Annotated in this window: 17 protein-coding genes; 7 read left to right on the top strand and 10 right to left on the bottom strand. The window is 48.9% G+C overall.

The features are described 5' to 3' along the window. Positions 1 to 6 precede the first annotated feature (6 nt). From FQZ95_RS21530 to FQZ95_RS21515, 4 genes are all read right to left on the bottom strand, one after another. On the bottom strand, positions 7 to 5,505 hold the full coding sequence (locus FQZ95_RS21530) for a BigA/YdbA N-terminal beta-barrel domain-containing protein (protein ID WP_160530627.1): 5,499 nt from the start codon (positions 5,503 to 5,505) through the stop codon (positions 7 to 9). A gap of 646 nt (positions 5,506 to 6,151) precedes the next feature. Then, a complete protein-coding gene (locus FQZ95_RS21525) occupies positions 6,152 to 6,478 on the bottom strand; it encodes a YdbL family protein (RefSeq protein ID WP_160530660.1) in 327 nt (108 codons plus the stop codon). 4 nt (positions 6,479 to 6,482) lie between these two features. Next, the gene (locus FQZ95_RS21520; protein ID WP_000698143.1) at positions 6,483 to 6,668 is read right to left on the bottom strand and encodes a YnbE family lipoprotein; all 186 of its coding nucleotides are present in this window, start codon (positions 6,666 to 6,668) and stop codon (positions 6,483 to 6,485) included. Next, complete coding sequence (locus FQZ95_RS21515; protein WP_088542030.1) at positions 6,665 to 9,304, bottom strand: YdbH family protein; 2,640 nt, start codon at positions 9,302 to 9,304, stop codon at positions 6,665 to 6,667. The genes FQZ95_RS21520 and FQZ95_RS21515 overlap by 4 nt, the downstream gene beginning before the upstream one ends. A 207-nt stretch (positions 9,305 to 9,511) precedes the next feature. On the opposite strand from FQZ95_RS21515, the gene ldhA reads away from it, so the two are divergent. Continuing rightward, positions 9,512 to 10,501: a D-lactate dehydrogenase gene (gene ldhA, locus FQZ95_RS21510; RefSeq protein ID WP_000762229.1), complete on the top strand. Its 990-nt coding sequence runs from the start codon at positions 9,512 to 9,514 to the stop codon at positions 10,499 to 10,501. Between the two features lie 110 nt (positions 10,502 to 10,611). After that, positions 10,612 to 11,034 carry a heat shock protein HslJ gene (hslJ, locus tag FQZ95_RS21505; RefSeq protein ID WP_001309480.1) on the top strand — a complete coding sequence of 141 codons (423 nt, stop codon included), beginning with the start codon at positions 10,612 to 10,614 and terminating at the stop codon, positions 11,032 to 11,034. On the opposite strand, the gene FQZ95_RS21500 is transcribed toward hslJ, so the two are convergent. Continuing rightward, positions 11,031 to 11,297 (bottom strand): putative hemolysin, encoded by a 267-nt coding sequence (locus FQZ95_RS21500; protein ID WP_088542031.1) that lies wholly within the window; start codon positions 11,295 to 11,297, stop codon positions 11,031 to 11,033. The two genes, hslJ and FQZ95_RS21500, sit on opposite strands and share 4 nt — an antisense overlap. A 273-nt stretch (positions 11,298 to 11,570) precedes the next feature. Here FQZ95_RS21500 and nifJ point away from each other — a divergent pair, with 273 nt between their 5' ends. The 4 genes from nifJ (at position 11,571) to ttcA (ending at position 18,280) form a co-directional block, all read left to right on the top strand. Continuing rightward, on the top strand, positions 11,571 to 15,095 hold the full coding sequence (gene nifJ / locus FQZ95_RS21495; protein ID WP_105288054.1) for a pyruvate:ferredoxin (flavodoxin) oxidoreductase: 3,525 nt from the start codon (positions 11,571 to 11,573) through the stop codon (positions 15,093 to 15,095). 365 nt (positions 15,096 to 15,460) lie between these two features. Continuing rightward, positions 15,461 to 16,594, top strand: coding sequence for a porin OmpN (ompN, locus tag FQZ95_RS21490; RefSeq protein ID WP_160530626.1), 1,134 nt, complete (start codon positions 15,461 to 15,463; stop codon positions 16,592 to 16,594). A 140-nt stretch (positions 16,595 to 16,734) separates the two neighbouring features. After that, entirely contained in the window at positions 16,735 to 17,169 is a 435-nt protein-coding gene (uspF, locus tag FQZ95_RS21485) for a universal stress protein UspF (RefSeq protein WP_001295593.1), read from the top strand. A 175-nt stretch (positions 17,170 to 17,344) separates the two neighbouring features. Then, complete coding sequence (gene ttcA / locus FQZ95_RS21480; protein WP_000081415.1) at positions 17,345 to 18,280, top strand: tRNA 2-thiocytidine(32) synthetase TtcA; 936 nt, start codon at positions 17,345 to 17,347, stop codon at positions 18,278 to 18,280. Positions 18,281 to 18,408: 128 nt separating this feature from the next. Here the strand turns inward: ttcA and dbpA are convergent, their stop codons facing one another. The 4 genes from dbpA to ydaN form a co-directional block, all read right to left on the bottom strand. After that, positions 18,409 to 19,782, bottom strand: a complete 1,374-nt coding sequence (dbpA, locus tag FQZ95_RS21475; RefSeq protein ID WP_160530625.1) for an ATP-dependent RNA helicase DbpA — start codon at positions 19,780 to 19,782, stop codon at positions 18,409 to 18,411. 30 nt (positions 19,783 to 19,812) lie between these two features. Beyond that, positions 19,813 to 19,986 carry a proline-rich small protein YnaL gene (ynaL, locus tag FQZ95_RS26770; protein WP_001296046.1) on the bottom strand — a complete coding sequence of 58 codons (174 nt, stop codon included), beginning with the start codon at positions 19,984 to 19,986 and terminating at the stop codon, positions 19,813 to 19,815. 274 nt (positions 19,987 to 20,260) lie between these two features. Next, the gene (gene zntB, locus FQZ95_RS21470; RefSeq protein WP_000387385.1) at positions 20,261 to 21,244 is read right to left on the bottom strand and encodes a zinc transporter ZntB; all 984 of its coding nucleotides are present in this window, start codon (positions 21,242 to 21,244) and stop codon (positions 20,261 to 20,263) included. A 13-nt stretch (positions 21,245 to 21,257) separates the two neighbouring features. Next, positions 21,258 to 21,305: a protein YnaN gene (gene ydaN / locus FQZ95_RS26550; protein ID WP_211180494.1), complete on the bottom strand. Its 48-nt coding sequence runs from the start codon at positions 21,303 to 21,305 to the stop codon at positions 21,258 to 21,260. Positions 21,306 to 21,498: 193 nt separating this feature from the next. Between ydaN and dgcM the strand changes: the two genes are divergently transcribed. Beyond that, on the top strand, positions 21,499 to 22,731 hold the full coding sequence (dgcM, locus tag FQZ95_RS21465) for a diguanylate cyclase DgcM (protein WP_088542074.1): 1,233 nt from the start codon (positions 21,499 to 21,501) through the stop codon (positions 22,729 to 22,731). 20 nt (positions 22,732 to 22,751) lie between these two features. Here dgcM and smrA read toward each other — a convergent pair whose 3' ends face one another. After that, the gene (smrA, locus tag FQZ95_RS21460) at positions 22,752 to 23,315 is read right to left on the bottom strand and encodes a DNA endonuclease SmrA (protein ID WP_001046832.1); all 564 of its coding nucleotides are present in this window, start codon (positions 23,313 to 23,315) and stop codon (positions 22,752 to 22,754) included. Positions 23,316 to 23,603 lie beyond the last annotated feature (288 nt).

Genomic DNA, 23,603 nt, shown 5'->3' with positions numbered 1-23,603 from the left:
TAAAAATTAGAACGTTTTCTTGAAGTTCAGCATCACGCCTTTATCGCTGATACCATCCTCTTTCCAGTGGTAAGCATCCAGATTCAGCGAACTTTCTTTGCTGCTGTACTTCACGCCGACGCTTGCCAGACTGTTGATGCCGCCGCCCTTCTGCCCATCATCGACATTAAAGTGCTGGCTGCCTGCGCCTGCCAGGCTTGCCGTGCGCTGGCTCTTGCTGTAGCTGAGGTTCGGCCCACCTTCCAGCGTGGCGTTCGCACTCCAGCCGTCTTTCCCTGCGTAGTCCAGCTTCAGCCCGACGATGCTGTCCACCGCCGTTTCGCTGCCGCTGTTCATGCTCAGGTTAAAGTCTCCGGCATTGCGCTCCTGATAGTCGCCTTCCAGCGTGTGACGCAGTTTCACACCCGCATATGGCGTGATTTTCAGCCCTTCGCGCGGTTCAAAGGTTTTCGCCCCTTCGCTGCGGAACTCCAGGTACTGTTGTTTCACATTCGTGTCTGCCGTCTTACTGATGTCGCCGTAAGCCACCGAACGGCTGCTGTCCAGTTGGTGAATATCGTAGCGCAGCGCGTTATTCCAGCTCATACCGTTGTCAAAGGACATCTGATGCTTCAGGCCAAAGAACTGGCTGTAGCCGCCTGTAACACCATTATCACCCGCTTTCTGCGCACCATCGCCGTCCAGACGGGCGATACCGTACTCCAGGCTCATGGTCTGGTTTTCGCTCAGGTCGAGGGTTTTGCGCAGCGCCAGCATGTCGTACTCGGTATTATTCCCCAGCTCTGCACGCGGATCGCCTTTCGCCACCACGTTAAATGCCAGACCGTTGCCCATCTTCGGTGCTGCGTCTGCCAGCATACTAAAGCGATTGCTTAACACACGCGCTTCGCGGAATACCGTGGTCGCCTGGCTACCGCTAATTTGCTTAAGTGCGCTGTTCAGCTCTGCAGTGGTGCCGACGTTCAGACTGGTATACAGCTCATTGTTGGTGTAACCCGCATCCAGCGCTTTTGCCACGTCATTCACTGAGGCATCCGTCGCCACATCGGTGTAGGCTTTTTTGCTCATGGTCACGTCAACGTTGCCGCTGGCGTCGGTACTGCCTGTCGCCTGCCAGACAACAGATGTCGAAGTGATCGCTTGCGCATCGGTCAGGTTGCTGCCTTGCACCACATCATCAAAGCTGGCGGTTTTGTCCGCCGTTCCCGCCGCAAAAGCAGTGTTGATCTCCACGCCTTTCATACTGGCGTTATTGACCATCAGCTTACCAGCGCTACCATCGGCGTTCGTCCCCACCACGTAACCATTGAGGTTGTTCATGCCATCGTTGCGGCTAACAGAAGAAGAATGACTGTCGTCGTATGGCGTAATGGTGGGTTCTTCCGGCGCGGTAAAGTCGACATAGTGTACTTCCGTACCGTCTCCCCCTTCACCACTGCCCTCCATCACCGTGCCAGATTGTTTAATTAATCCGGAACCATTCACGCTGTCGTCAATATAAACAGTGCCGTTGTTAACAATATGACCATTGCTCCCGAGCTTGCTGAAAGCCCAGGAATTATTGGCGTAGATATTAATCGTACCGTTGTTTTCAACCACACCATCCGCTTTCGCGTCCGATGCTAATTGCATTCCAACCATACCTGTATGCGAAGTGCCTTCGCTACCAATATTGATAGTGCCATTGTTGACCATTTTTGCGCTGCCGTGCGCATTCATGGCGATGGTATTATTTTTATCAATATTGATAGTGCCATCGTTAATTGCCCGGCTACCGGCGTTATTATTTGGCGTCGTAACCTGGCCGTTAATCACACCTGTCGTACCGTTATACAAGGTATGCCCATTACCGCCGGTAGCGATATCAGCATCCCCATTCACTGTACCCCAGTTGTTGAAATGCCCAGCCCAAAGTCCGTTATCAAGAAGATCGACAACACCACCACCCAGGTTATTAAAGGTCGCGTTTTTATCAACCGAACCACTGTGAACCGTTCCTGCGTTATTGAAGGTGGCTGCGGCAGAAAAATTCACTTTATTGACCGTTCCATCCGCTTCGTTATTCATCACGGCAGAAGCTGAGGCCCCTTTCCAGGCTGTTACCGTCCCGGCGTTATAAAACGTACTGGCCCATTGTTCAACAGTGTTCATGGTGCCGGAATTGTTGATAACAGAACCCGCAACGGTTGTACCTACCAGCCCGGTCACCGTACCTTCGTTAGTGAACACGCCGCCATCCACAGAAACGGTTTTTGTCGTGCCGTGGTTGGTGTATTCCCCACCCGTTGCGATATCAACCTCGTTTATACTGCCCGTGGTTTCATTGACCAGATGGCCGAAGTCAGCCACGGTGACAGGCCCCCCGGTAACCGTACCCGCGTTGGTTACCAGGGTTTCGGCGGTTGCCATGATATCAGTAGTACCGCCATATGAAGACAGGTTAAGCGTTTCCCCGTCGACCGTAATAATGTCACCATTTCTCCAGCTTAATGAAACAACTCCGTCAGTAGGGTTATAGGCGTTACTGTCCTGGCATATACCAAAAGTACAGATGGTTCCGTAATTAACGATGGTCCCGCTGCCATCGTTATAGAACGCCTGCCCGTTTTCAGCATTAATATTGATGATGCCCGTCTGATCATTAATCGCAGTGGCACCATTGTAAACAGCCATGCCGACCAATTTATTTGGCCCCAGCGTATCATCATCATTTTCATTTACTTCCAGATTTATAGTTCCCTGGTTAATAATAATGTTACCTGGCTTCATCGCAGCCATACCGGCACCGGAATTATAGAGTGTTATTTCACCACCCTGCTGGTTAATGGCGGTAGAATTAACGCTGGCACCAGAACTGTCTGTACCCACAGCCATCCCGACAGCATAATCTTTGGCGCTGTCATGAGCGATATTGGACGCCAGACTGGAAGTATCGTTTTCATCAACCCATAATGCGTCAATGAAAATCTTACCCATATTGTCAATGGTTGAATTATTGGAGGCCAGCATGCCAACACTCCCCCGGCCGTACATTTGGATCTCACCGGCAGTATTATTTAAAGCGGTGCCATTGTTGCCTGCCGTCATCCCCGTCAGACTAATGACTTGATTATTAAAAATTAAAGGGTCACTCAAACCTTGAGCGTTCAGACTATTGAAAATACGTCCCTGCGCGAGTACCTTACTGGTGATGGCACTGTTATTAACAACTCGACCACCATAGACGCTCAAATACGCAGAACTAGCAGAGTCTGATGTATTCCCCTCTACGCCGTAGATAGAAATCGTTACGTTGTTATTATTTACAGCTAGCGACTCTTCACCAGTAGCCCTGGCAAAGCCAATATTACCCAGTTCTACATCACCATTATTTATCATCTGCGAACCGGAATTCACCAGTACAACCTGTGATGTGTCACTATTATAATGTTCAAATGTATTTATATCTTTTAGGATAAAAGTGGCGTTGCGGCCAAGTTCTAAATGGGCTCGGTTATTCAGTTGAATGATATCGCCTAATCCAAGCGGAAAAACACCACTGATTGTTGAATCCCCATTTAGATACAGAGTAGAGTGCCCATCGATTTTGATAACAGGCGTATCGCCATAACCATTACGTTTTAAAGCAGGTGTGGAGCCATCCTGTAGAGTATTTTCTTCGCCAGCTAAATGGATACCACCATTAATTTCGACGGTATTACCGTCACCCGACACAACCAGACCATTAATATTTTCCTGGCTGCCATCCATTTCATTATAGATACGAGAAGTGACTTCACTGTCAGCAACAACGGTAAGATTGCCATTTAATACGATATTATTGTCGTGTCCCTGCACCTGAATGCCAACAGAAGGGGTAAAAAAGTCATTTATTGAATGCTCTCCGGCCTGATTTTTATCCACCAGAATATTACCGGTAATTTCAACTTCATTGCCATCACCGGCTACATTTACCCCTGTCGCAACACTGCCGGTCACATTAAGCTCATTTGTCGCCAGCGTCATGGCGTTATTATTTCCAGAGACATCCAGACCGGTTGAATAATCCCCTACATCCACACGGCCAGCCAGAGAAATCAGACCATCATCTCCGATGATGCGAATCCCGGTACTGAAATTATCAGCAATGATGTCCCCCACATTGATAAGGGTAGAATGATTACCCTCAATCAGAATCCCTGTCGCATTGGCCTCTGAACTACCATTACTGACGGATATATCCCCCCTGTTAATGAACGTCGACGCATCACCACTGAGAGAAACACCCTGCGAATTTTCATCCACGACCGTTATATTTCCTTTGTTGCTGACGATCGCGCCATTACCCTCAACATCAATACCCCGTGCAGCATTGCTAACGTATAAATCCCCTTCCTGTATAACCGTCGCATTATTACCAACGATTTTGCTGCCCGTTGAATTTTGCCCATCAACCGTCATATGTCCTTTATTATCGGTCCTGACATCATTACCGCTAATAACGGCCCCTATTCCGCCGTTATTGACAGTGGAGTCGCCAGTGTTATTTAAGATTGTACGATCGCCATTGACGATAACCGCCGTGCCAGCATCGACCACCGTCTGACCGTTATTATTGATGGTTATATTATCGCCGGTCAGGATACCGACCACCGAACCTTCACCGACAGCCTCTGTTTTACCCTCGTTTGTCAGCGCAATGTTGTTACCATTAATCATCATCACCGTGCCGCCATTCAGGGCCGTGTTACCGCCCTGGTCAGTGATAATCGCATCATTAACGGTAATTATTCTGTCCGTTGTTCCATCAGACACGACACTGGCTAACTGTGTGACGTGGAGTTTACCTTCGTCATCGTAGCGCCATTCCATATCACCTGTGGTACTCACACCACTAAACATGGCGGTATGAGTCTCTTCATGGTTTTCCCACTCAGTCACAATGGTTTTTCGGCCATCTTTTGCCGTCAGCGTGTAGCTACCATCTTCATTTTGGGTATAAGTGAACGTCGCCCCGCGAATCTTCAGGGTTTGCGCGTCCTTGTCCCATGTCACATTGTTATCAAAGACAACGGGTTCTGTTCTCGGGGGGTCAACATCATCACCGCTATTGTCGGGTGGAGTAACATTACCGCCGTTATCTGGCTTTACAGGTATACCTGAATCTTCATCACTGGGAACGGGTAGCGGTAGAGGGCCATTATCATCTGGCGGTATGGGCTGGGGAAAAGAAGAGTGAGCAGAATGATCATTGTCATGAGACAATTCAATCACTGCGAGTGTTGCCAGTACCGCCGTGGCACCTAATGCCAGTAACGAGCTGAAACCATTATTTGTAACAACAGCACATTTTTCTGGCACTGTTTTCAACTTCGTTGACGGTCGGGCGTGCCCTTCTGACTGACATGTCATTTGAGAGCTTCTGCGCATACTGTCTGCACTCTCGCCTTCTGTTATTTCCGCCCCCCAGCTTTGGCCACTTAACGCTATAGCGATACACGCTGATAATAACGTTTTCTTTTGCATGAGAAATCCTTTTCAATGAATGACATTTCAAATAATAAAATATGAGTAATAGATAAGAAATAGCCACAGGCTGTGTCATGATTTAATGCCTGCTCTTGAAATTTTATTTAGCAATCCCAGAACATTCAACTTAATTAGTATTTCGAAACCTCAATGTAGACACATAAAAAACAAATTATTCGATTACTTAGGCTATTTGTTGCATTAATACACATCCTCTAACAATAATCAGACAAAAAGCAATGTCAGCGTCAAATTGGGTAGCTGATTCATATTACTGACCACTCCGGAAATTCATTCATCGTGAAAATATTAACATTTCAACCATGTTCCATTTAATCAACCCACTGAAAATCTGGAGGTTATCTACTGCGGTTTGTTGTTGACTGCCCCTGACAGGTTTACCAGGCGTTGACAGAAGATGAGGCTTGCAAGATGCTAAAAACAATGTGGTGTTACAAGCAATCCCATAAACCTCGTAACTTCACTTAAATGAGCGATGCCGTCCATATTTGGGTTGACTATAAAAACCCTTAATATTGAGGTTGATGATGATATTCATGATGGCATTGGAAAAATAGGACACCCATAAAATATCTATACAGCCTTTAAATTAAATCATTGAAATATCGCTGTTGCATAGTGCTTATTTTTGCAACCATTTCCCGTTAATTCCCTGCACATATTCCCCCGGTTTGGCCCGAGCTACAAGCTTTTGTCCGGCAAGCTTCGCGATATCATCTACCGATACATTATTTTGCTTTGCCAGTTGTTGATAACTCACTTTACGTGCGGCATTAATCTCGGTTACTAATTTCTCTGTTTCAGCATCCGTTTTCAACGCAACCAAATAACCGTTAAATGTTTCACCTACCCGCCCCTGAATTCTGGCCTCGTCCAGTGTTAATGCCACTACATTGCTGCTTACCAGTCCAACAAGAAACGCACAAAGAAGTAATGTTTTCTTCATCATCCCCTCAGAAAAGATCGCTACGGGTTTTGAGTAAATCTTCGACATCTTTGTCTGCCTTAATGATGATCTCATGCTCAATTTTAACGTTCATATTGATAGTGATCGGTTCCTTAGGTGCAGCGACTTCAATGCGAGGCGTACAGCCAACCAGCATAAAAGATGACGTCAACGCAGCCAGTAAAATTTTCATTGTTTTTCCTCACACCCTTTTCCTTGCGGACAGCCATTTTCCGGCAGACGCGCGTTCTGCTCCAACCATGCCTGGAGATTATCGCCAAAGCGTAAACTGCGCCACAGGGTAAAAATATTCTCTTCATGATGGTAATTAAGGTTTACCGTACCACTTTTACCGTCGACGCGACTGGTACCTGTAATATTGGCCTGCATGGTTAACACACCAAGATTATCTAAATTAATTTTTGTCGATGAACGGCTAATTTCCATATAGCGCAACCAGTTAATCGCTGAACCCGCAGTCATATTGTCTTTCACCACCGCATCTGCGGTGTCTTTATCCAGCCGCAAAGTCATTGGTCCGCTATTTGCCAGCCAGCCGTCTTTAACTATCCATTTTTCATTGTTCAGCCATAAAGGCAATGCCCCACTAAATGCCCCGGACATGGCGAATTGTTTCGGATTGACGGCGCTAACCAGTTCGCTGGATGAGAGATTATTCAGCCGCAACAGCGCCGGGTCATGTTGCGGCATGCGTAATTGTTTCATCAGCACGTTACCGCCTAACACATCGACGCTAACATCGGTCAACAACAATGGTTCGTCTTCACTCCACGGATAACGCCCTTGCAAGTCAGCCGTAATATTTTTCGCTGTCACCAGATTAATCACTTCGGCAATTCGCAACGTAACGGGGCCGCGAGTCCCCAGATGCCAGGCTCCATCGGCAAAACGGAAAGGCAGGACAAAATCGACACCGTTGACCTGATTATCTGGCATCCAGGCACTACCGCCTTTCAACACACCGTGCCCTCCCGCGCGGAATCCTTGTTCAGGCGCAGCAGAAAATGCAACCTGGGCATACAGCTCGCCATCGCGTAAGTTCATCTTCCAGTCGGGTGGCACCAACGGTTGAAACACAGTCAACGATTGCTTAGGCCACCAGGCGTTACCGCGCAGGCGAATGCCGTCCCAGCGTCCATTTACCTGCACCGGCCCAATCTCACCAGCATGTAAATCCCCTTTGAAGAGGAAATATGTCGGATCGCGTCCATCGACACTAAATTTTAAGGTTGATGGCGGTAACACACTGCCACCCGTGAACAGCGTTTGCCCGGCGTCCAGTGACAGCGCGCCGCTGAACGAAGGATTCTGCACATCACGTACCCAGACGACGGGCTTGTCGAGAATCAATCGCGGCTTTTCTACCGTCATTGTCCCGTATTGCAATTTGTCAAAGCCGGTTGAGAGATCGGTCAGCGTAATCGTGCTGTCATGCCACTCACCTTTTCCTGCGACATCCCAGGTGGCATTCATCGGTGTAAAACTCCCTTTTCCCCAGTAGCGCCACTGCCAGCGGCCAGCGTCAGGGAGAAAATCATTCGCCAGCCCATCCATATGCAGTACGAAATCGCCCAGTTCATTTTCATGCGCCTGCAAAATGGCCTGCAAACGTCCGTCAACACCACGTTGGGTGACTTTTACACCCGCTAAAGGCCAGCGGATTTCATCAATATCCAGCGAATCGATGACTCTTCCCTTCGAACGTAATAACGCGCCTGGCTCAAAGGCCAGCGTTGGGTCAGTCAGACTTCCGCTTAGCTGCGCAGGTAAACGGGCATATAAAATGAGGTCCGCCTGTTTCGCTTCACCGGTCAGTTGCATAGGCAGCTGGCTGTTATCCATGCTTAATTTTCCTGGGCCAAAATTAAGCACCGCGTTGCCCTTACCCGCTTGCCCCTGGGTCAGCACACTCAGTCGTCCGCTGACCAGAGCATTCTCAAGCCCTGCCTGCCAGTTGTCGACTTTGACACCCAGTCGTCCACTCAAAGGAAAACCTGCATACGGCCAGCTCCAGCGACCATCGCTTACGGTCAATTGTTGGCGAGTAATTTGCCACGGCAGATCGAGCAACGGATCGCCGTTATCCCGTGCCAGCACAATCAATTGCCCGCTATTTTCCTGCCAGTCCAGCTCGGCATCCACCAGTGAAGGCTCCTGCGGCAAGTTTAACGTCGCAGTAGCATGACCACTTACAGGAAGTCCATCCGGCACTAGCGGCATAGTAAATTCCCCCACCAGTTTAACTGGCGGCTGATTTTCAAACGCGACGACATCCAGTTCGCTGACTGTAAGTTGTTGCCCTTTCAGCTGGCCTTGAAATTTAACTTTTTCGCCCTGATAACGCAGTTGCTGGATATCGGAGTTTAATGCGAGAGAGAGTTTTCCCTGCCATTCCTGCCAGGGAGAAAAAATCAGTTTATCGATATTGATCCAGGTGTTAGGCAACATGGCCTGCCACTGCGCGAGGGTTTTCGGAGCGGCTGGCGATTGCTCCGTCTGCGGCAATTTCGCCAGACAAGCAGAATCAAGTTCTACCGTGCCGACGTTCAATAACCAGCGGCTGGGATGAGAAAGGCTGGCGTTTGTGATATGTGCAAGCTGACAATCTCCTACCAGATAACGGAGATCGGGAATGATTAAACCTTTACGCGTAATGCGTGGGCTTTCATCTAAAGCAATACGTGTGCCGAGCGGTAGCCAGATGCCCGCCAGCGTGGGAACCCACAACCCGAGCGTCATCAGTAGCGTCAACGGCACAAGAATAATCAGTAATAGCAGCGCGAGAACGGCTTTATATTTACCCAACATGGGTAGTTAATATCCTGATTTAGCGAAAAATTAAGCATTCAATACGGGTATTGTGGCATGTTTAACCGTTCAGTTGAAGGTTGCGCCTACACTAAGCATAGTTGTTGATGAATTTTTCAATATCGCCATAGCTTTCAATTATATTTGAAATTTTGTAAAATATTTTCAGTAGCTTAAATGTGATTCAACATCACTGGAGAAAGTCTTATGAAACTCGCCGTTTATAGCACAAAACAGTACGACAAGAAGTACCTGCAACAGGTGAACGAGTCCTTTGGCTTTGAGCTGGAATTTTTTGACTTTCTGCTGACGGAAAAAACCGCTAAAACGGCCAATGGCTGCGAAGCGGTATGTATTTTCGTAAACGATGACGGCAGCCGCCCGGTGCTGGAAGAACTGAAAAAGCACGGCGTTAAATATATCGCCCTGCGCTGTGCCGGTTTCAATAACGTTGACCTTGACGCAGCAAAAGAACTAGGGCTGAAAGTAGTCCGTGTTCCAGCCTATGATCCAGAAGCTGTTGCTGAACACGCCATCGGTATGATGATGACGCTGAACCGCCGTATCCATCGCGCATATCAGCGTACGCGTGACGCCAACTTCTCTCTGGAAGGTCTGACCGGCTTTACCATGTATGGCAAAACGGCAGGCGTTATCGGTACTGGTAAAATCGGTGTGGCGATGCTGCGCATTCTCAAAGGTTTTGGAATGCGTCTGCTGGCGTTCGATCCGTATCCAAGTGCGGCGGCGCTGGAACTCGGTGTGGAGTATGTCGATCTGCCAACCCTGTTCTCTGAATCAGACGTTATCTCTCTGCACTGCCCGCTGACACCGGAAAACTACCATCTGTTGAACGAAGCCGCCTTCGATCAGATGAAAAATGGCGTGATGATCGTCAATACCAGTCGCGGTGCATTGATTGATTCTCAGGCGGCAATTGAAGCGCTGAAAAATCAGAAAATTGGTTCGTTGGGTATGGACGTGTATGAAAACGAACGCGATCTGTTCTTTGAAGATAAATCCAACGACGTAATCCAGGATGATGTCTTCCGTCGTCTGTCTGCCTGCCACAACGTGCTGTTTACCGGGCACCAGGCATTCCTGACAGCAGAAGCTCTGACCAGTATTTCCCAAACTACCCTGCAAAACTTAAGCAATCTGGAAAAAGGCGAAACCTGCCCGAACGAACTGGTTTAATCTTGCCGCTCCCCTGTACGCCAGGGGAGCTTATTCAGATAATCCCCAAAGATATTTCATCCTCTATTCTTAAAATATTCCTCAGTCAGAAACCGTAATTGAGAACCACAATGAAGAAAGTAGCCGCGCTTGTTGCGCTAAGCCTGCTGATGGCGGGATGTGTAAGTAATGACAAAATTGCTGTAACCCCAGAACAGCTACAGCATCATCGCTTTGTGCTGGAAAGCGTAAACGGTAAGCCCGTGACCAGCGATAAAAACCCGCCAGAAATCAGCTTTGGTGAAAAGATGATGATTTCCGGCAGCATGTGTAACCGCTTTAGCGGTGAAGGCAAACTGTCAAATGGTGAACTGACAGCCAAAGGGCTGGCAATGACCCGTATGATGTGCGCTAACCCGCAGCTTAATGAACTCGATAACACCATTAGCGAAATGCTGAAAGAAGGTGCACAAGTGGATCTGACCGCGAACCAGTTAACGCTGGCGACCGCGAAACAGACATTAACTTATAAGCTGGCGGATTTAATGAATTAATAGCTGCCACAGCTCCCGGCGGCAAGTGACTGTTCGCTACAGCGTTTGCCGTTGGGTAATGCACACATCCCAATCGCCGTACCATCCAGTTGACGGGCAACAGAAAGCGAACCGCCGATCATTGCACAATTTGCTTCTCCACTACTGGACATCGACACTTTTAAACCTGGCGCTACGTGCGCCGCAGTCGCCTGCTGAACAGGTTCACTACTACACGCCGACAATAATAAAGCGGCACACCCTACCCAAAACGCTGCTCGCATCTTTTCTTCCTCTGATCTTCAAGCCAAACGACACCGCCATAAATAATAGGCAGCACAGAGGGCGGCGTCGAGAGCTGTCCTGCGCGTTGCCCCGCATTTTTACTTTTTTATGGCTATTTTTTTGCCCTCTGTTTGATCAAAACATTCATTACGCTGATGTGGGGGACACAAAAGCGAAAATGCAGAAGAAAGCCATTTGCTAAAATTGAAAGATAACTACTGGGCGCGCAGCAATTTCGTGCGCCCCTCATTTGCGCAATGTAAGGGTGTCATATGATTACTATTGACGGTAATGGCGCGGTTGCTTCGGTGGCGTTTCGCACCAGTGAAGTTATCGCCATCTACCCTATTACCCCCAGTTCCACGATGGCAGAACAGGCTGATGCATGGGCCGGAAACGGCTTGAAAAACGTTTGGGGAGACACACCACGCGTGGTTGAAATGCAGTCGGAAGCGGGTGCTATCGCTACCGTGCATGGTGCTTTGCAAACTGGCGCCCTCTCAACATCGTTTACGTCATCGCAGGGTTTGCTGCTGATGATCCCAACGCTGTACAAACTGGCAGGCGAACTGACGCCGTTTGTCCTGCATGTTGCGGCTCGTACCGTTGCCACACATGCACTCTCTATTTTTGGCGATCATTCCGACGTCATGGCAGTGCGCCAGACGGGTTGCGCGATGTTGTGTGCAGCAAACGTCCAGGAGGCGCAAGACTTTGCTCTCATTACGCACATTGCGACGCTGAAAAGTCGCGTGCCATTTATTCATTTCTTTGATGGTTTCCGCACCTCCCACGAGATCAATAAAATTGTCCCGCTGGCCGATGACACTATTCTTGAACTGATGCCGCAGGCAGAAATTGATGCTCATCGCGCCCGTGCACTCAACCCGGAACATCCGGTGATCCGCGGTACGTCCGCCAATCCTGACACTTATTTCCAGTCTCGCGAAGCCACCAACCCATGGTACAACGCAGTCTATGACCATGTTGAACAGGCAATGAATGATTTCGCTGCCGCGACAGGTCGCCAGTATCAGCCGTTTGAGTATTACGGGCATCCACAAGCGGAACGGGTGATTATCCTGATGGGCTCTGCCATTGGCACATGTGAAGAAGTGGTTGATGAATTGCTGACCCGTGGCGAAAAAGTCGGCGTGCTGAAAGTTCGCCTGTACCGCCCCTTCTCCGCCAAACACTTACTGCAAGCATTGCCGGACTCTGTTCGGATAGTGGCGGTGCTGGATCGCACCAAAGAGCCAGGTGCGCAAGCGGAACCCCTGTATCTGGATGTGATGACTGCACTGGCAGAAGCCTTTAATAATGGCGAGCGCGAAACCCTGCCCCGTGTCATCGGCGGGCGCTATGGTCTTTCATCCAAAGAATTTGGCCCGGACTGTGTACTGGCGGTATTTGCCGAGCTCAACGCGGCTAAACCGAAAGCGCGCTTTACGGTTGGTATTTACGATGATGTGACCAATCTGTCACTTCCGTTACCGGAAAACACCCTGCCAAACTCGGCGAAACTGGAAGCCTTGTTTTATGGTCTTGGTAGTGATGGCAGCGTTTCCGCGACCAAAAACAATATCAAAATTATCGGTAATTCCACGCCGTGGTACGCACAGGGCTATTTTGTTTACGACTCCAAAAAGGCAGGCGGCCTGACGGTTTCTCACCTTCGCGTGAGCGAGCAGCCGATTCGTTCCGCTTATCTCATTTCCCAGGCTGATTTTGTTGGCTGTCACCAGTTGCAGTTTATCGACAAATATCAGATGGCTGAACGTTTGAAACCTGGCGGCATTTTCCTGCTCAACACGCCGTACAGCGCAGAGGAAGTGTGGTCGCGCTTACCGCAGGAAGTTCAGGCCGTGCTAAACCAGAAAAAAGCGCGTTTCTATGTGATTAACGCGGCGAAAATTGCCCGCGAATGTGGCCTGGCGGCCCGTATTAATACTGTCATGCAGATGGCATTTTTCCATTTGACACAAATTCTGCCTGGCGATAGCGCCCTGGCCGAATTGCAGGGCGCGATTGCCAAAAGCTACAGCAGCAAAGGCCAGGATCTGGTGGAACGCAACTGGCAGGCTCTGGCACTGGCGCGTGAATCGGTAGAAGAAGTTCCGCTGCAGCCGGTTAATCCGCACAGCGCCAATCGACCGCCTGTGGTTTCCGATGCTGCTCCTGATTTCGTGAAAACCGTTACCGCTGCGATGCTCGCCGGACTTGGCGATGCTCTCCCCGTTTCGGCGCTGCCGCCAGACGGCACCTGGCCGATGGGTACCACCCGCTGGGAAAAACGCAATATTGCCGAAGAGATCCCCATCTGGAAAGAGGAACTCTGTACCCAATGTAACCACTGCGTTGCCGCTTGCCCACACTCAGCTATTCGCGCCAAAGTGGTGCCGCCTGAAGCAATGGAAAATGCCCCTGCCAGCCTGCATTCGCTGGATGTAAAATCGCGTGATATGCGCGGGCAGAAATATGTCTTGCAGGTAGCTCCGGAAGATTGCACCGGCTGTAACCTGTGCGTCGAAGTTTGCCCGGCGAAAGACCGTCAGGATCCAGAGATTAAAGCCATCAATATGATGTCGCGCCTGGAACATGTCGAGGAAGAGAAAATCAATTACGACTTCTTCCTGAATTTACCAGAAATCGATCGCAGCAAACTGGAACGTATTGATATTCGTACATCGCAACTGATTACACCGCTGTTTGAATATTCAGGTGCTTGCTCTGGTTGTGGCGAGACGCCGTATATTAAATTGCTGACTCAGCTCTATGGCGATCGGATGTTGATCGCTAACGCTACGGGTTGTTCTTCAATTTATGGCGGTAACCTGCCCTCTACACCGTATACTACCGATGCCAACGGTCGTGGACCGGCATGGGCGAACTCGCTGTTTGAAGATAACGCCGAATTTGGCCTTGGTTTCCGCCTGACGGTCGATCAACACCGTGTCCGCGTGCTGCGTCTGCTGGATCAATTTGCCGATAAAATCCCGGCGGAATTACTGACTGCGTTGAAATCAGACGCCACGCCAGAGGTTCGTCGTGAACAGGTTGCAGCTTTACGTCAGCAACTCAACGATGTTGCCGAAGCACATGAACTGCTACGTGATGCAGATGCACTGGTGGAAAAATCGATCTGGCTGATTGGTGGCGATGGCTGGGCTTACGATATCGGCTTTGGCGGTTTGGATCATGTATTGAGTTTGACGGAAAACGTCAACATTCTGGTGCTGGATACGCAATGCTATTCCAATACCGGTGGTCAGGCGTCAAAAGCCACGCCGCTTGGCGCGGTGACTAAGTTTGGCGAGCACGGCAAACGTAAAGCGCGTAAAGATCTTGGCGTCAGTATGATGATGTACGGTCATGTTTATGTGGCGCAGATTTCTCTCGGCGCGCAGCTCAACCAGACGGTGAAAGCGATTCAGGAAGCGGAAGCGTATCCGGGGCCATCGCTGATCATCGCTTATAGCCCGTGTGAAGAGCATGGTTACGATCTGGCACTCAGTCACGACCAGATGCGCCAACTCACTGCTACCGGCTTCTGGCCGCTATATCGCTTTGATCCGCGTCGTGCCGATGAAGGCAAACTGCCGCTGGCGCTGGATTCACGACCGCCGTCAGAAGCACTGGAAGAAACGTTACTTCACGAGCAGCGTTTCCGTCGTCTGAATTCGCAGCAGCCAGAAGTGGCAGAACAGTTATGGAAAGATGCCGCAGCTGATTTGCAAAAACGCTATGACTTCCTGGCACAAATGGCCGGAAAAGCGGAAAAAAGCAACACCGATTAAATGCTCTGGATAAGGATTATCCAATTCTAAAAAAAAGCCCGGACGACTGTTCGGGCTTGTCTTTTTATATGTTGGAAAATCAGTGGCAATGCAATGGCCCAACAGAAAATAAAATCTGTGACAATAAAGGCATATAACTCGCGCAGAATAACGTATAGCAAATTAAAAGTATAATTTTTATTTTGTATGTATTATCTTCGATACATTCACCAGACTTATTATCATTTCAGAGGAATTATTTGATTAAGGTTTTACTTAAGGCGTAACAAATGATATTTATCGGCTAACTGAACTTCTCCTTTAGGATGTTTTCATTCCCCGAAATGGGGATAAAAGGCAAATAAAATAACTAAAGGATTTATTCAATGAAAAGCAAAGTACTGGCACTTTTAATTCCTGCCCTGCTCGCCGCAGGTGCTGCACATGCAGCCGAAGTTTATAATAAAGACGGCAACAAATTAGATCTGTATGGCAAAGTTGATGGCCTGCATTATTTTTCTGATAATTCAGCGAAAGATGGCGACCAGAGCTATGCGCGTCTGGGTTTTAAAGGCGAAACCCAAATTAACGATCAACTTACTGGCTACGGTCAATGGGAATACAATATTCAGGCAAACAACACTGAATCTTCAAAAAACCAGTCATGGACCCGTCTGGCATTTGCCGGACTGAAATTTGCAAATTACGGTTCTTTCGATTACGGACGTAATTATGGCGTACTGTACGACATCGAAGGCTGGACCGATATGCTGCCTGAATTTGGCGGTGACTCTTATACCAATGCAGACAACTTTATGACTGGTCGTGCCAATGGCGTCGCGACTTATCGTAACACTGATTTCTTCGGTCTGGTAAATGGTCTGAACTTCGCGGTGCAGTATCAAGGTAACAACGAAGGAGCCAGTAATGGTCAGGAAGGCACCAACAACGGACGTGATGTTCGCCATGAAAACGGTGACGGCTGGGGTCTTTCCACAACATATGATTTAGGCATAGGCTTTAGCGCTGGTGCGGCATACACCTCTTCTGACCGCACCAATGACCAGGTTAACCATACTGCGGCTGATGGTGATAAAGCAGACGCGTGGACTGCTGGGCTAAAATACGATGCTAACAATATTTACCTGGCAACCATGTATTCAGAAACGCGTAATATGACCCCGTTTGGCGACAGCGATTATGCTGTTGCAAACAAAACCCAGAACTTTGAAGTCACTGCACAGTACCAGTTTGATTCTGGTCTGCGTCCGGCAGTCTCTTTCCTGATGTCTAAAGGCCGTGACCTGCACGCTGCCGGTGGTGCAGACAACCCGGCAGGTGTTGATGATAAAGATCTGGTTAAATACGCCGATGTTGGCGCGACTTACTATTTCAACAAAAATATGTCCACCTACGTTGACTATAAAATCAACCTGTTGGATGAAGATGACAGCTTCTACGCTGCCAACGGCATCTCTACCGATGATATTGTCGCTTTAGGTCTGGTTTATCAGTTCTAAATCCTCCTGCCCGCTGTTATGGCGGGCTTTTTCTGCTTATTCTTCCTCCTTTGATCTAAATTAAAAATGTGAACTCCGTCATTACACAAAAAGTGTCATCTGGCGTTACACTTTATGCGGATACTAAAACAGGAGGTTTTATGAACAGAACGATTCTTGTCCCTATCGATATTTCCGATTCAGAATTAACTCAACGCGTGATTAGCCACGTTGAGGCAGAGGCAAAGATTGATGATGCAGAGGTTCATTTCCTGACGGTAATACCTTCACTGCCCTACTATGCCTCTCTGGGTTTAGCGTATTCCGCAGAATTACCGGCAATGGATGACCTGAAAGCGGAAGCCAAATCGCAACTGGAAGAGATCATTAAAAAATTTAAACTGCCAACCGACAGAGTGCATGTCCATGTTGAGGAAGGCTCGCCCAAAGACCGCATTCTGGAATTGGCGAAGAAGATCCCCGCTCATATGATCATCATTGCTTCCCATCGACCGGATATCACCACTTATCTGCTCGGTTCTAACGCCGCAGCTGTAGTGCGTCACGCAGAGTGCTCCGTGCTGGTTGTGCGCTGACACTAACGCCCGCACATTGCTGCGGGCTTTTTGATTCATTTCGCAAATGTGCTGACATTTTCCCCTCTAATCCGTACCATACACGCCACAGTTTTTATATCAGATTTCTTATGCTGGGCGTTCCGGCATGACGCATACTCTTCTGATGCCATATAACGAATTGAGCCGCTTTTAAATGTCGCAAAATCAAGAAATTAGTAAGAAAGAACAATACAATCTCAACAAATTACAAAAACGTCTGCGTCGTAACGTGGGCGAAGCCATTGCTGACTTCAATATGATTGAAGAAGGCGATCGCATCATGGTTTGCCTCTCCGGGGGTAAAGACAGCTATACCATGCTGGAGATTCTGCGCAATTTGCAGCAAAGCGCGCCAATCAATTTTTCGCTGGTGGCTGTTAACCTCGATCAAAAGCAACCGGGCTTCCCGGAACACGTTCTGCCCGAGTATCTTGAAAAGCTGGGCATTGAGTACAAGATTGTGGAAGAGAACACTTACGGTATCGTGAAAGAGAAGATTCCGGAGGGCAAAACCACTTGCTCACTGTGTTCTCGTCTTCGTCGCGGAATTCTTTACCGTACCGCAACGGAACTGGGAGCGACGAAGATCGCGCTGGGTCACCATCGTGACGATATCCTGCAAACGTTGTTCTTAAATATGTTCTACGGCGGCAAGATGAAAGGTATGCCTCCGAAACTGATGAGCGATGATGGCAAACATATTGTGATTCGTCCGCTGGCCTACTGCCGCGAGAAAGATATTCAGCGCTTTGCCGATGCAAAAGCGTTCCCGATTATTCCGTGCAACCTGTGCGGTTCACAGCCTAACCTGCAACGTCAGGTGATTGCTGACATGTTGCGTGACTGGGATAAACGTTATCCGGGGCGTATCGAGACGATGTTCAGCGCGATGCAGAATGTGGTGCCGTCGCATCTGTGCGATACCAACCTGTTCGATTTCAAAGGCATTACCCACGGTTCTGAAGTGGTTAACGGGGGTGATCTGGCGTTTGATCGCGAAGAGATCCCTCTACAACCGGCGGGTTGGCAGCCTGAAGAAGATGAAAATCAGTTGGATGAGTTACGACTGAATGTGGTTGAAGTGAAATAACCCGGATAGCGCCCGATGCGCAAGCTTATCGGGCTACTCTTATGGAGGCCGGATAAGACGCGGCCAGCGTCGCATCCGGCAATCCCGAAGAAGATGTTTACTCTTGCACCCTGCGATTCAACATTTCATTATTTTAATAACCGCACCCGGCACGTTTTTCCTTTAATCTTCCCGCCCTGTAACTGTTTCCATGCTTTATGAGCAACAGCCTGACGCACCGCGACATAGACATGCGCCGGATGCACGGCGATTTTGCCAATATCTGCGCCATCAAGCCCGATATCTCCTGTCAGCGCACCTAATACATCACCCGGGCGCATTTTGGCTTTTTTCCCGCCATCGATACATAACGTTGCCATTTCTGCTTCCAGCGGCACAATGGAACTATTAACTGGCGGCGTTTGCCAGTTAAGTTTTATCTGCAACATGTCAGAAATGATATTGGCCCGCTGTGCTTCTTCCGGGGCACAGAAACTGATCGCCAGACCGCTATTTCCTGCACGCGCTGTACGACCGATGCGATGTACATGAACTTCAGGGTCCCACGCCAGTTCAAAGTTCACTACCAGCTCAAGCGATTTAATATCAAGACCACGCGCAGCAACATCCGTCGCGACCAGCACACGAGCGCTACCGTTAGCAAAACGTACCAGGGTCTGATCGCGGTCACGTTGCTCCAGATCGCCATGTAACGACAATGCACTTTGCCCTATGTCATTCAGCGCGTCGCAGACAGCCTGACAATCTTTTTTGGTATTGCAAAACACCACGCAAGAGGATGGCTGATGCAAACTTAATAACCGTTGCAACAGCGGAATTTTGCCTTTGCTGGATGTCTCATAAAATTGTTGTTCAATGGGAGGCAGAGCATCTGTTGAGTCAATTTCAATCGCCAATGGCTCGCGTTGAACTCGTCCGCTGATTGCGGTGATGGCTTCCGGCCAGGTTGCCGATAACAGAAGCGTCTGTCGAGATGCTGGCGCAAAACGGATAACATCATCAATGGCATCGCTAAATCCCATATCCAGCATGCGATCGGCTTCATCCATCACCAGCATATTCAACGCATCCAGTGATACCGTGCCTTTTTGCAGATGGTCCAGCAAACGACCTGGGGTTGCCACGATAATATGCGGCGCATGTTGCAACGAATCACGCTGCATACCGAACGGTTGACCACCGCACAAAGTCAAAATTTTGGTATTTGGCAGAAAACGCGCCAGCCGACGCAATTCACCTGCCACCTGATCCGCCAGTTCACGCGTAGGGCACAGCACTAAAGCCTGGGTCTGAAATAGCGACGCATCAATTTTCTGTAGCAGCCCGAGGCCAAAAGCCGCCGTTTTGCCGCTGCCGGTTTTCGCCTGCACGCGAACATCTTTTCCGGCAAGGATCGCCGGAAGCGCGGCAGCCTGCACCGGCGTCATAGTCAAATAACCCAACTCATTAAGGTTCGTGAGTTGGGCGGGAGGCAAAACATTCAGGGTAGAAAAAGCGGTCACAATCTGTTCTCGTGGTCATCGACGCAAAAATTAGCAAGCGCGTATCCTCGCAGATCTACGCTCACGATGCGACAATTTAATCGGTTCTTCATCGGGTGGTGGGTCAGGCATGGGTTGCGGGCGAGGGATTGGATCGGGCACTGGAACAGGATCGCCAGGAATCGGTTCAGGGACAGGAATTTGCAAATAAATGAGTGTCGTCATATTTCCCTCCGGTCATTGGGTGGACTCTTAAAGGGTAGACGCTGATATATAACAGGCAAAAAAAAGCCGACTCATCAAAGTCGGCGTCGTACGAATCAATTGTGCTATGCAGTAATTCAAAAAAGGAAGTAAGACAATATGGAGCGCAACGCCCATCGCTTGACGTTGCATTCACCTGCAAGAGAGATATTGCCCTGAATGGGTAGAGAGTTTATTGACTTCGCTCAAACTTTGCGGCGTTTTTGTATACAGATAGTAGGGAAAATTGCTGTTGTTACAACCATTTACTACGATGCAACCATAAAGCAACACCACCAATAAGAACGACTAACAGAATACAAAAAATTGAAAATCCGAATTGCCACCCGCCACCAGGGATCCCACCAAGGTTGACACCAAATAACCCGGTCAGAAACGTACTGGGTAAAAAGACCATTGCCATTAATGACATTGTATAGGTGCGACGGGCTAAATTTTCCTGCATCACCTGAGCGATTTCATCCGCCATCACGCCAGTCCGTGCTATACAGGCGTCAATTTCGTCCAGGCCGCGCCCAAGGCGATCGGCAATATCCTGCATTCGGCGGCGTTGATCATCATTCATCCACGGCAGACGCTCACTGGCAAGACGAGCATAAACATCACGTTGCGGTGCCATATAGCGACGCATAACAATTAATTGTTTGCGCAGCAGCGCCAGAAATCCACGCGGTGGAATTTGTTGATCGAGGAGATTATCTTCAAGGTCGATAATTTTATCGTGCAGCTGCTCAATAAATTCACTGGAATGATCGGTCAACGCATCGCACACATCCACCAGCCATCCTCCGCAATCGGTCGGACCAGTGCCTTCTTCCAGATCGCTTACCACATCGTCCAGCGCCAGCACTTTGCGTTGTCGGGTCGAAACAATTAACCGCCCGTCCATATATACACGCATGGCGACCAGTTGGTCGGGGCGTTCATCGGTGCTGCCGTTTATACAGCGCAATGTAATCAGCGTACCTTCACCGAGACGGCTGACTCGGGGCCGTGTGCTCTCGCCCGCCAGCGCATCACGTACGTTATTGGGAAGCAGCGGTGTTGTCGCCAGCCATTGGGCGCTATCATGGTGTACATAATTAAGGTGGAGCCAGCAGGGATGCGCTTCATCAATCACATCTGTATTTTCCAGCGGTTTAACGCCGCCTCTACCATCCAGCATCCAGGCAAATACTGCATCCGGGACATTAACGTCCGATCCCTTAATCGCTTCCACAGTGCCTCCATCATCAACGCATTATTTTGTAGTCTAGCCTTCTGGCCCTGTTACGCAACATCTCATCACCCCATTACCCTGAAATGATTAATAAAATTCTGTCTAAATTGAATACAAAAAGCAAAATGCTTTTCCATATACAAACCGTGTGAAGTGTTAAATAGCGTCTATCATTATCAGAATTATCTGATCATATGACGTGGCTTTATTGCGATCGGATAGCAACAAAAATTGATAAAAATAACGGGATCTCAATGATTACGCACAACTTCAATACCCTGGACTTACTCACCAGTCCTGTCTGGATCGTTTCGCCCTTTGAGGAACAGTTAATTTATGCCAACAGCGCGGCGCGACTGTTGATGCAAGACCTCACGTTTAGTCAGCTACGAACCGGTCCCTATTCCGTCTCCTCACAAAAAGAACTGCCGAAATACCTCTCCGATCTGCAAAACCAACACGATATTATCGAAATCCTCACCGTTCAACGTAAAGAAGAGGAAACAGCATTAAGCTGTCGGCTTGTTTTGCGAGAGCTGACAGAAGCAGAACCGGTGATTATTTTCGAAGGTATCGAAGCGCCGGCAACGCTGGGTTTAAAAGCCAGTCGCTCGGCAAATTATCAGCGCAAAAAACAAGGTTTTTATGCGCGCTTTTTTCTGACTAACTCTGCACCAATGTTGTTGATTGACCCCTCACGAGATGGCCAAATCGTCGATGCTAACCTCGCCGCGCTCAATTTCTATGGTTATAACCATGAAACGATGTGCCAGAAACATACCTGGGAAATTAATATGCTCGGGCGTCGCGTCATGCCTATCATGCATGAAATCTCGCATTTACCCGGTGGTCATAAGCCTTTGAATTTTGTTCATAAACTGGCGGATGGTTCGACTCGTCATGTGCAGACCTATGCTGGGCCGATTGAAATTTATGGCGACAAGCTCATGTTATGTATTGTGCATGATATTACTGAGCAAAAACGGCTGGAGGAGCAGCTGGAACATGCTGCCCACCATGACGCGATGACCGGATTACTGAATCGGCGCCAGTTTTATCACATTACCGAGCCAGGCCAAATGCAGCACCTCGCCATCGCTCAGGATTACAGCTTATTGCTCATCGACACCGATCGTTTTAAACACATTAACGATCTCTATGGGCATTCTAAAGGTGATGAGGTGTTATGCGCCCTCGCCCGCACTCTCGAAAGTTGCGCTCGCAAAGGCGATTTGGTGTTTCGTTGGGGAGGCGAAGAGTTTGTCTTATTGCTACCAAGAACCCCACTGGATACCGCGCTTGCGCTGGCTGAAACTATCCGCGTAAGCGTGGCAAAAGTGAGTATTTCGGGCTTACCACGCTTTACCGTCAGCATTGGTGTGGCGCATCACGAAGGAAATGAAAGCATCGATGAACTGTTTAAACGCGTTGATGATGCTTTGTATCGGGCGAAAAATGATGGACGCAACCGCGTGCTGGCGGCATAAGCCGCGGATGCGTCTCGAGATCAACGACTGCGCTTAGCGTGGCGCTCCCAGTTTTCTTGCTTTGCCTGCGCCGTTTTACGTAGTGCGACGTAACACGCCCCGCTGCCGCCATGATGCGGTAGCGCGGTACAATATGCCTGGACATCATCAAATTCGGTCAACCAGCGCGCCACATAGCTGCGGACAATATTGGCATGCGATTTATCTTCCCGCCCTTTACCATGAATAATCAGCACATTACGCAAACCATCCGCCAGGGCTTGTTGAATGAAACTGAACACCATTTTGCGGCACTCTTCCACCGGCTGGCGCAAAAGATTCAGGCTCGCCTGTTGCGGATATTTACCACTGCGCAGCTTATCCAGCACCCCATGTTGCAACCCTTCCCGCCGAAACTCCAGCGGCTGGCTTAGCGGGATGATGTCGAGAAATCCGGTGGTGAGGAAATTATCAAGTTGCAGCGTGTCGATACGCTGCGGCGCACGTTGGTTACGCGTTGGATGCCAGTGGACATCTGTAGCACGTTTCAGCGGCTGGACATCTTCCATGGCGTCAAGAAACAGCGATTTGTCGTCAAGGTTCATGTTACATCCTCCCGCAATTAAGAGCGCGATATGATAACCAGACCGGGTCGGTCCAACAACGTATTACCCAAAATTCCAGTAATAAGTTCCAAATATTGCCGATATTTTAAGCAAAATGCTTATGCATGATTATTCATTCACGATGTTAATAATGTAACTTATATTTTCGTGAAATCTGTCACTGAAGAAAATTGGCAACTAAAGGTTAAAACCGTTATAACACAGTCACCGGCGCAGAGGAGACCATGCCGGATTTAAGACGCGGATGCACTGCTGTGTGTACTGTAG

The sequence above is a fragment of the Escherichia sp. HH41S genome (assembly GCF_009820115.1).
GTDB lineage: Bacteria > Pseudomonadota > Gammaproteobacteria > Enterobacterales > Enterobacteriaceae > Escherichia > Escherichia coli_F.
This window is presented reverse-complemented; position numbering and strand designations above follow the sequence as displayed.

What these genes read in the sequence shown, in the direction of transcription:
- FQZ95_RS21530 (WP_160530627.1), bottom strand. Translation starts at nt 5,505, where the DNA reads ATGCAAAAGAAAACGTTATTATCAGCGTGTATCGCTATAGCGTTAAGT.
- FQZ95_RS21525 (WP_160530660.1), bottom strand. Translation starts at nt 6,478, where the DNA reads ATGATGAAGAAAACATTACTTCTTTGTGCGTTTCTTGTTGGACTGGTA.
- FQZ95_RS21520 (WP_000698143.1), bottom strand. Translation starts at nt 6,668, where the DNA reads ATGAAAATTTTACTGGCTGCGTTGACGTCATCTTTTATGCTGGTTGGC.
- FQZ95_RS21515 (WP_088542030.1), bottom strand. Translation starts at nt 9,304, where the DNA reads ATGTTGGGTAAATATAAAGCCGTTCTCGCGCTGCTATTACTGATTATT.
- ldhA (WP_000762229.1), top strand. Translation starts at nt 9,512, where the DNA reads ATGAAACTCGCCGTTTATAGCACAAAACAGTACGACAAGAAGTACCTG.
- hslJ (WP_001309480.1), top strand. Translation starts at nt 10,612, where the DNA reads ATGAAGAAAGTAGCCGCGCTTGTTGCGCTAAGCCTGCTGATGGCGGGA.
- FQZ95_RS21500 (WP_088542031.1), bottom strand. Translation starts at nt 11,297, where the DNA reads ATGCGAGCAGCGTTTTGGGTAGGGTGTGCCGCTTTATTATTGTCGGCG.
- nifJ (WP_105288054.1), top strand. Translation starts at nt 11,571, where the DNA reads ATGATTACTATTGACGGTAATGGCGCGGTTGCTTCGGTGGCGTTTCGC.
- ompN (WP_160530626.1), top strand. Translation starts at nt 15,461, where the DNA reads ATGAAAAGCAAAGTACTGGCACTTTTAATTCCTGCCCTGCTCGCCGCA.
- uspF (WP_001295593.1), top strand. Translation starts at nt 16,735, where the DNA reads ATGAACAGAACGATTCTTGTCCCTATCGATATTTCCGATTCAGAATTA.
- ttcA (WP_000081415.1), top strand. Translation starts at nt 17,345, where the DNA reads ATGTCGCAAAATCAAGAAATTAGTAAGAAAGAACAATACAATCTCAAC.
- ynaL (WP_001296046.1), bottom strand. Translation starts at nt 19,986, where the DNA reads ATGACGACACTCATTTATTTGCAAATTCCTGTCCCTGAACCGATTCCT.
- dgcM (WP_088542074.1), top strand. Translation starts at nt 21,499, where the DNA reads ATGATTACGCACAACTTCAATACCCTGGACTTACTCACCAGTCCTGTC.
- smrA (WP_001046832.1), bottom strand. Translation starts at nt 23,315, where the DNA reads ATGAACCTTGACGACAAATCGCTGTTTCTTGACGCCATGGAAGATGTC.